At 74.8% G+C, this 6153-nt stretch carries 6 protein-coding genes and 1 pseudogene; 1 reads left to right on the plus strand and 6 read right to left on the minus strand.

The window, feature by feature from the left end; translation table 11 throughout:
* The first annotated feature begins 13 nt into the window (after positions 1-13).
* Complete coding sequence (locus ACEPPI_RS22410; protein ID WP_373917033.1) at positions 14-781, plus strand: transglycosylase SLT domain-containing protein; 768 nt, start codon at positions 14-16, stop codon at positions 779-781.
* 132 nt (positions 782-913) lie between these two features.
* Here ACEPPI_RS22410 and ACEPPI_RS22415 read toward each other — a convergent pair whose 3' ends face one another.
* The 6 genes and pseudogenes from ACEPPI_RS22415 to ACEPPI_RS22440 all read right to left on the minus strand — a co-directional run.
* Positions 914-1519, minus strand: a complete 606-nt coding sequence (locus ACEPPI_RS22415; protein WP_373917034.1) for a response regulator — start codon at positions 1517-1519, stop codon at positions 914-916.
* Positions 1516-2772: a sensor histidine kinase gene (locus tag ACEPPI_RS22420; RefSeq protein WP_373917035.1), complete on the minus strand. Its 1257-nt coding sequence runs from the start codon at positions 2770-2772 to the stop codon at positions 1516-1518. Before ACEPPI_RS22420 ends, ACEPPI_RS22415 begins: the two co-directional genes overlap by 4 nt.
* A 3-nt stretch (positions 2773-2775) precedes the next feature.
* Positions 2776-3495 carry an ABC transporter permease gene (locus ACEPPI_RS22425; protein WP_373917036.1) on the minus strand — a complete coding sequence of 240 codons (720 nt, stop codon included), beginning with the start codon at positions 3493-3495 and terminating at the stop codon, positions 2776-2778.
* Complete coding sequence (locus ACEPPI_RS22430) at positions 3492-4466, minus strand: ATP-binding cassette domain-containing protein (protein WP_373917037.1); 975 nt, start codon at positions 4464-4466, stop codon at positions 3492-3494. The genes ACEPPI_RS22425 and ACEPPI_RS22430 overlap by 4 nt, the downstream gene beginning before the upstream one ends.
* 86 nt (positions 4467-4552) lie before the next feature.
* The gene (locus ACEPPI_RS22435) at positions 4553-5464 is read right to left on the minus strand and encodes a squalene/phytoene synthase family protein (protein ID WP_373917038.1); all 912 of its coding nucleotides are present in this window, start codon (positions 5462-5464) and stop codon (positions 4553-4555) included.
* Positions 5465-5540: 76 nt separating this feature from the next.
* Positions 5541-6153: pseudogene (locus ACEPPI_RS22440) on the minus strand (hypothetical protein); the annotation flags it as partial.

The following is a 6153-nucleotide window of genomic DNA, read 5'->3' on the forward strand; positions in this document are numbered from 1 at the left end:
GAGGAACAGCGCCATGTCCGCAAAGGGTAAGCACCGTCGGCCGAAGCAGCACCGGATCGCCCGCAGGCTGGCCTTCGCCGGCACGGGAGGCGCGGCACTCGCCCTCCCGCTGATCAGCGCCACCACCGCCGGCGCCGCGGTCACCCAGCCTGCCGCGGCACCCGCGGCGAGCACCCTCGCGCGGCCCGCCGTACAGCCGGCGGCGCAGCCCGCCGCCGAAAAGGCGGCGCTCTCCCTCACCTATTCCGTGGTGGGCGGCGATACCCTTTCGAAGATCGCGGCCGATCATTCCGTGAGCGGCGGCTGGCAGACCCTCTACGCCGACAACCGCAGCGTCATCGGCGCCGACCCCTCGGTCATCCGCCCCGGCCTCAAACTGCGCCTCGGCGCCGCGGCCAAGGCCGCCGCCGCCAGGGCCACCTCGGTCACGGCGGCCGTGGTCAAGCCCACGGCGACGTACGCCAACAACCTCGACGGCTGGATCCGGGAGTCCCTGGACATCATGGCCCGGCACGGAATTCCCGGCAGCTACGACGGAATCCACCGCAACGTGATGCGGGAGTCCTCGGGCAATCCCCTGGCCATCAACAACTGGGACTCCAACGCCGCGGCGGGCATTCCCTCGAAGGGCCTCCTCCAGGTCATCGACCCGACCTTCCGCGCCTACCACGTCCCCGGCACGCCGATGGATTCGTACGACCCGGTCGCCAACATCACGGCCGCCTGCAACTACGCGGCCGCCCGCTACGGTTCGATCGACAACGTCAACGGCGCGTACTGACGCCCTTCACGCAGGCCGCGCCCGGCTCGGTCGCGTCCGGCCCGGTCGCGTCCGGCCCGGTCGCGTCCAGGTACGGTGCGGCCGCCCGGTGTCGGGCCTTGCCCGCCGGTCTCGCGCACCACTCCCGTGCGGTCAGAGCCACCCCTGGCGGCGGGCCGCCCGTACGGCCTCCATGCGGTTGCGGGTGCCCGTCTTGCCGATGGCCGCGGAGAGGTAGTTCCGTACCGTCGATTCGGACAGGTGCACCCGGCCCGCGATGTCGGCGACGGTGGCCCCGTCGGAGGCGGCATTGAGGACGTCGACCTCGCGCGGGGTCAGCGGGTTGGGGCCGGCGCTCAGGGCGGCGGCCGCCAGGGACGGGTCGATCACCTTCTCCCCGGCGAGCACCCGGCGCACGGCGACGGCCAGTTCCTCCACCGGGCCGTCCTTCACCAGGAACCCGGCGGCCCCCGCCTCCATCGCGCGGCGCAGGTACCCCGGCCGGCCGAAGGTGGTCAGGATCAGCACCCGGCAGCCGGGCAGCCGGGTGCGCAGCTCGGCAGCGGCGTCGAGGCCGCTGCGGCCGGGCAGTTCGATGTCGAGGAGGGCGACGTCGGGGCGGGCTTCGAGCGCGGCCGCCAGGATCTCGTCCCCGGCAGCTACCTGGGACACCACCTCGATGTCCTCTTCCAGCCCGAGCAGCAGAGCCAGCGCGCCCCGCATCATGCCCTGGTCCTCGGCCAGCAGGACCCTGATCATCGACCCTCCCCGTCCTCTTCCCCACCGGCCGGCTCCAGCGGCAGTTCGGCGGTGACCCGGAACCCGCGGCCCGGGGCCGGTCCGCTGCCGAGGGTGCCTCCCGCCAGGGCGAGCCGTTCACCGAGGCCGGTCAGTCCGCTGCCCGGCGGGGTCGAGCCTACGCCGTTCCCGTCGTCGGTGATCACCAGTACGGCCCGCTCCGCGCTGCTGTGCAGCTCGATCTCGCAGGTGGCCGCTCCGCTGTGGCGGATGGCGTTGGTGGCGGCCTCGCGGACCACCCAGCCGAGCAGTGCCGCGGTCTGCGGCGGCAGCGGGGGCCCGGACTGGCGTACGACGGGCTCGATGCCGGCGGCGGTCAGCGCGCCCCTGGCCCGGTCGAGTTCGGCGGCCAGGCTCGCCTCGCGGTAGCCGGTGACCGCCTCCCGGATCTCGGTGAGCGCCTGCCGGCCCACCGATTCGATGTCGCGGACCTGGTCGAGGGCCGCGTCCATGTCCCGGGGCGCGATCCGGCGGGCGGCCTCGGACTTCACGACGATCACCGAGAGGGTGTGGCCGAGCAGGTCGTGCAGGTCGCGGGAGAAACGCAGCCGCTCCTGGTCGACGGCGGCCCGGGCCAGCTCCTGCCGGGTGTCACGGAGCTGCTTGACCGTCTCCGACAGGGCCAGGATCGCGGCGGTGACCATGCCCGACAGAAAGGTGCCGTAGGCGATGCCGAGGGTGTCCATGCCCCCCGACCGTCCCGCGACCACCGCGGCCACGGCGGTCACGCCGAACATCACCGGACCGAGCCGGCGGCCCCGGACGACCGCGCCGGTGGCGAGGCCCAACAGCGGGAAGAACAGCAGCCAGTTGCCGCCGTAGGCCAGCGCGAGGGCGCAGGTGACCGCCCCCAGCGCGACCAGGCACCAGCGGGTGCCGGGCGCCTCACGGGCCTCCTTGTGGAAGGCCCGGAACACCAGGGTGACGTAGAGGGAGTTGAAGGCCAGCAGACCCACGACGCCGACCCAGGGGTTGGGGGTCTTGCCCTGGACGATGTTGGAGACCGCCCCCATGCCGAGCAGCAGCCAGGGCAGCAGGGCGAGGGCGTTGGGCGGACCCGCCGGCACCGCCGGGTCGTGCACGCCGTCGGGGGCGCAGCCGCCTGCCCCGCGGGTCCGCTGCGCCGCCCGCCGCGCGATCCGGCGGACCTGCCGGCCGGACTCCCGCTCCCGTCCGGTTGCCTGCCCGCTCCGCATGTCCGTTCCCCGCTCCATCGATCACACCTTCCTCGCGGACCGACGGTACGAGAGCACCGCGTACGAGGCGAACAGCAGGGCCCACACCGCGACCACCGCGGCGGCGGCCGTGCCCGGGGCGGCGCCGGCGGCGAGGGACTGGCCGAGTTCCGCGAAGCGGCGGGTGGGGGTCAGCTCGGAGAGGGAGCGCAGCCACCGCGGGAACGTCTCGACCGGGAACCAGAGACCGCCGAGGATCGAGAGCGCCAGGCTGCAGCCGACGTTGACCAGGCCGGTGCTCTGGGCGGTGAGCCGGTAGCCGTTGCCGATCCCGAGCAGGGTGAAGGGGAGCGCGCCGAGCCACAGGACGAGGGCGACGGCGGCCCACTGCCAGGCGTCCATCCGGACCCCGTTGACGAAGGCGCCCGCGGCGAGCACCGCGGCGATGGCGGGCAGGACGATCACCGAGCCGGTCAGCGCCCGGCCGGTCACCACCTGGCGCGGGGTCATCGGGGTGACCCGCAGCTGCCGCAGCCAGCCGCTGCCCTTGTCCTCGGCGACCCCGGTCCCGGTGGACAGGGCCGCGCCGAGGGCCCCGTAGGCGGCCATCGCCACCATCGAGGCGGTCTTCCACTCGGGGTCGACGCCGCCGAGGTTGGTGAAGAGGAGGTACATCAGGACCGGCATGCCGATGCCGAAGACGACGAAGGAGACGTCGCGCAGGGTGCGCCGCACTTCGAGGCGAACGTAGGCGGTGATCATCGGGCGTTCCCCCCGGAGGCGGTGGCGCCGGTGAGGGCGAGGAAGACGTCGTCGAGCGAGGGCGCGGTGACCTCGATGCCCCGGACCGCGCCGAGGGCGGCGAGGGCGGTCACGGTGGCGTCCGGGTCCCGCGTACGGAGCCGGGCGCGGTCGCCCCGCACCTCGACTGCGTCCACCCCGGGAAGGGCGGCGAGGTGGCCCGACGCGCGGCCCGCCAGGTCGACGCAGACCAGCGAACCGCGGGCGGCGGTGCGGCGCAGCTGCTCCCCGGTGCCGTCGGCGACGATCCTGCCCCCGTCGAGGACCAGGATCCGGTCGGCGTGGGCGTCGGCCTCCTCCAGATAGTGGGTTGAGAACAGCACGGTGTTGCCGCGCCGGGCGTAGGCCCGCATGGAGCCCCAGAAGGCGCGCCGGGATTCCACGTCGAGGGCGGCGGTCGGCTCGTCGAGCACGATCAGCTCCGGGTTCCCGGCGAGGGCGACGGCGAAGCGGACGCGCTGGGCCTGCCCTCCGGAGAGCCGGTCGACGCGGCGCCCGGCGAGGTCGGTGAGGCCGGCGAGGCCGAGCGCCTCGGCGACGGGCAGGGGCGCCGGGTAGGTCCGGGCGATGAAGGCGACGAGCTCCCGCACGGTGATCCGCGGTACGGCGCGCCCCTCCTGGAGCATCGCACCCACCCGCCCGGCCCGCACCGCCTCGGCCGGGGTCCGGTCGAAGAGCCGGACGCTGCCCGCGTCGGGCTCGTCGAGGCCGAGCAGCAGGCCGATGGCGGTGGACTTGCCGGCGCCGTTGCGGCCGAGGAGGGCGACGGTCTCGCCGCGCCGCACGTCCAGGTCGAGCCCGGCGACGGCACGGACGGCGCCGAAGGACTTGGCGGCGTGCCGGAACCGGATCGCGGGCACGTCCCCGTCGGGGTCCGGGACCTGCTGGGGTGCGGTGCGGGCGGGGTGCGCCGCGCTCGGGGTCTTCGTCATGTCCCCCACGCTACGAACGGGGCCCCCGACCCGGCAGATGCGCTCGTACGGACCCGGGCAGTACGAATGTCACGGGTCCGCCGGGGTCACCGGACGGCGCGGGCGCGGGCGCGGGCCCGCACGAGGGTGCGCAGCGGGGCGACGAGGCCGTATCCGGTGTCGCGGCGCAGGACGGCGGTGCCGGCCCTTTCCACCGAGGTCAGTTGGTGGTCCATCAGTTCCGTCATGGCGGCGATCACCGGGCGCAGCCCCGGTTCGGCGAGGTCCAGGATGCCGTCGGTGTCGGCCAGGGCCCGGCGGGCGAGGCGGGTTTCGGCGTCGAGGAGGGCGCGTACGGCCGGGGTCTCACGGGCCCCCTCCAGGTCGGCGCGGGTCACGCCGTGCTCGTCGAGGCGGGCGCGCGGGATGCAGAGGCGACCTTCGGCCAGGTCCCCGGACAGGTCGGCGAGGAAGTCGACGCGCTGGGCGGCGTCGACGAACCGGCGCCAGCCGGCGGCCTGTTCGGGGTCGGGGCCGCCCTCGTACTGGAGGCCGGTGAAGACGAGGACCCCGGGCCAGGCGTAGGCGTCGAGGTAGGCCTGGAAGTCCTCCTCGGCGGCGAAGCCGTCGAAGGCCGCCTCGGCGGTGGCCGCGCCGTCGAGGAAGCGGGTCACCCAGGACCCCGGCAGGCCCCGGGTGCGCACGGCGTGGGCGTAGGCGCGCAGCAGGGGGTCGGGGCTGTCTCCGGTGGCGAGGGCCGCCTCGACACGTCCGGCCAACGCGGCGGTGGCGGAGGTCCGTTCGGTCGGGGTGCCGGTCTCGGCGACGTCGTCGACCCGGTTCATGAAGGCCAGTCCGGCGGTGAGCCAGGGGACCAGGGGCGGGGCGGCGAGCAGGCGCAGGGTGACGTAGGGGGCCGGTTCCCGGCGCATGACCCGGCGGGCGGCGTGCGTGTAGTCGTCCCGCAGGCGGGGGGTGGTGATCCCCGCCCGGGTGAGGGTGGTGCGCCAGCTGGGCATGGTGGCCGTGCTCCTCGAAGCGGTGCGGTGGTGCCGGACGGGTCGGACCCGTACGCGCGCGTACGGGTCCACGGTGTCAGAACTTGACGACCTTCTTGACCTGGCCGTCGGTCCCGGCGAGTACGTAGCCGCCGCGGCCGTACTCGTCGCTGAGGTAGGTCCGCATGCAGGGGACCTGGTCCATCATCCAGGGGTCGACGACGACGTACCGGGACGACGGCTCCTGGAGGCCGATTTCGCGCGTGGAGGTCTCCAGGAGGGCGGGCAGCGCGTCCCAGCCGACGGCGGCCATGTCGATCAGGGGGTCGCCCTGCTTGACCGTGCCGGCGGGGCCGGTGTGCCGGACGGATCCGCCGCGGTACTCCCAGTAGTCCAGGGTCTCCGCGCCGGCGGCGGTGGGGACCGAGGCGATGACGTACTCGTCGTAGACACTCATCTTGGCGAAGGTGGTGGTGCCGGTCTGCTGCTTGAGCGCGGCGAGGGCGGTGCGGATGCGGTCCGGGGTGAGCAGGCTGCCCTTGGGGGCGGTGGCGGCCCGGCTCGCCGGGCCGCTCGTGCGGGGGCCCAGCACAGGGGCTGCGGGCGCGGATCCGGAGGGGGCCGAGCCGGCGGGGGTGGCGGTCGCCGGGAGGCTCGCGCCGCCGGGCTTGGCCCCGGCCCCGCTGCCGGTGTCCCCGTCGCGGAGAAGC

It is taken from the genome of Streptomyces sp. AB3(2024) (assembly GCF_041862025.1).
In the GTDB taxonomy this organism is placed as follows: domain Bacteria; phylum Actinomycetota; class Actinomycetes; order Streptomycetales; family Streptomycetaceae; genus Streptomyces.

What these genes read in the sequence shown, in the direction of transcription:
- ACEPPI_RS22410 (WP_373917033.1), top strand. Translation starts at nt 14, where the DNA reads ATGTCCGCAAAGGGTAAGCACCGTCGGCCGAAGCAGCACCGGATCGCC.
- ACEPPI_RS22415 (WP_373917034.1), bottom strand. Translation starts at nt 1,519, where the DNA reads ATGATCAGGGTCCTGCTGGCCGAGGACCAGGGCATGATGCGGGGCGCG.
- ACEPPI_RS22420 (WP_373917035.1), bottom strand. Translation starts at nt 2,772, where the DNA reads ATGGAGCGGGGAACGGACATGCGGAGCGGGCAGGCAACCGGACGGGAG.
- ACEPPI_RS22425 (WP_373917036.1), bottom strand. Translation starts at nt 3,495, where the DNA reads ATGATCACCGCCTACGTTCGCCTCGAAGTGCGGCGCACCCTGCGCGAC.
- ACEPPI_RS22430 (WP_373917037.1), bottom strand. Translation starts at nt 4,466, where the DNA reads ATGACGAAGACCCCGAGCGCGGCGCACCCCGCCCGCACCGCACCCCAG.
- ACEPPI_RS22435 (WP_373917038.1), bottom strand. Translation starts at nt 5,464, where the DNA reads ATGCCCAGCTGGCGCACCACCCTCACCCGGGCGGGGATCACCACCCCC.